Raw genomic sequence first — 1,140 nt, 5'->3', positions numbered from 1 at the left:
TCGAACCTGCGAAGATGTAATCAGCGGATTTACAGTCCGCCCTCGTTGGCCGCTTGAGTATCTCCCCCACTTTTCTTATCTTTTATCCCTAAAATTGAGCCGGCGGAGGGACTCGAACCCACGACCTGCTGATTACAAATCAGCTGCTCTAGCCAACTGAGCTACGCTGGCATACACAATAAAAAAAGTCCGCTATTTCTAACGGACTGCAAATGTATGGATTTTATCTTTTAATCAAAACATTTTTAGAAAAAAATTTCTCTTATATATGTGTTCTGATTTTTTCCTTTCTTTTAACCAACAATCTTTCTAAAGATTCAGAAGACAACTCCACCGCTTCCTCGAATGTTTTACATTGTTTCTTTACCATAAAATCATCTCCCGGGACATGAATTTTAACCTCCACAATTTTATTTTCCTTCTCACTTGTATTGTCGACCTTCAAAAAAACATCTGACGAAACTACTTTGTCATAGAATTTTTCAAGTTTACCTAATCTTTCTTCGATGAAATCAACCAGCTTTCTGTCGACAGTGAAATTTACTGCATGAACATTTACCTTCATAATTAAAATTTTAATGATTAAACATTGTAAAATTATTGTCTGTTTCTAGGATGAGCGTTACCATACACCTTTTTAAGTTCCGCCAAACTGCTGTGAGTGTAGACTTGCGTAGACGCCAAACTAGAATGCCCCAATAATTCTTTAACGGAATTAATATCCGCTCCGTTGTTTAGAAGGTGAGTTGCAAACGTGTGTCTCAATATATGCGGACTCTTTTTAACCTTCTCGGAGACATTACTAAAGTAATAATTTATTAAACGATAAACAAACGAATCGTTCAATTTAACGCCTTTTAACAGTAAGAAAAAATACTCACCATCCACAATCCTTTGTAAATGTGACCTTTCTGTTAAATATAATTTTATTTGATTTTCAACAACCGGTAGAATCGGTATAATCCTTTCCTTATTTCTTTTTCCCAATACTTTTAAGGTTCCGTTTGACAAGTCGATATTTTGCAATTTCAAATTAATCAGTTCAGCTCTACGAATGCCGGTAGTGTAAAATAAATCGACTATCAATTTATCACGAATGCCATCAAAATCATTAGTGTAAACTATTTGATTTAAAACCAA

2 protein-coding genes and 1 tRNA gene are annotated in these 1,140 nt (G+C 34.9%); all 3 read right to left on the bottom strand.

Annotation, left to right across the window (positions count from 1 at the left end):
• Window positions 1-97: 97 nt before the first annotated feature.
• Window positions 98-171 (bottom strand) — tRNA-Thr (locus C0512_RS15940).
• 91 nt (window positions 172-262) lie between these two features.
• Window positions 263-565 (bottom strand): ribosome-associated translation inhibitor RaiA, encoded by a 303-nt coding sequence (raiA, locus tag C0512_RS15935; RefSeq protein ID WP_121311677.1) that lies wholly within the window; start codon window positions 563-565, stop codon window positions 263-265.
• Between the two features lie 32 nt (window positions 566-597).
• The coding region (locus C0512_RS15930) for a tyrosine-type recombinase/integrase (protein WP_290863352.1) at window positions 598-1,140 on the bottom strand (543 nt) is incomplete at its 5' end.

This window comes from Flavobacterium sp., assembly GCF_013822155.1.
In the GTDB taxonomy this organism is placed as follows: Bacteria; Bacteroidota; Bacteroidia; order Flavobacteriales; family Flavobacteriaceae; genus Flavobacterium.
The sequence above is the reverse complement of the archived record's forward strand: the minus strand, read 5'-3'. Positions and strand labels throughout refer to the sequence as shown.

What these genes read in the sequence shown, in the direction of transcription:
- raiA (WP_121311677.1), bottom strand. Translation starts at nt 565, where the DNA reads ATGAAGGTAAATGTTCATGCAGTAAATTTCACTGTCGACAGAAAGCTG.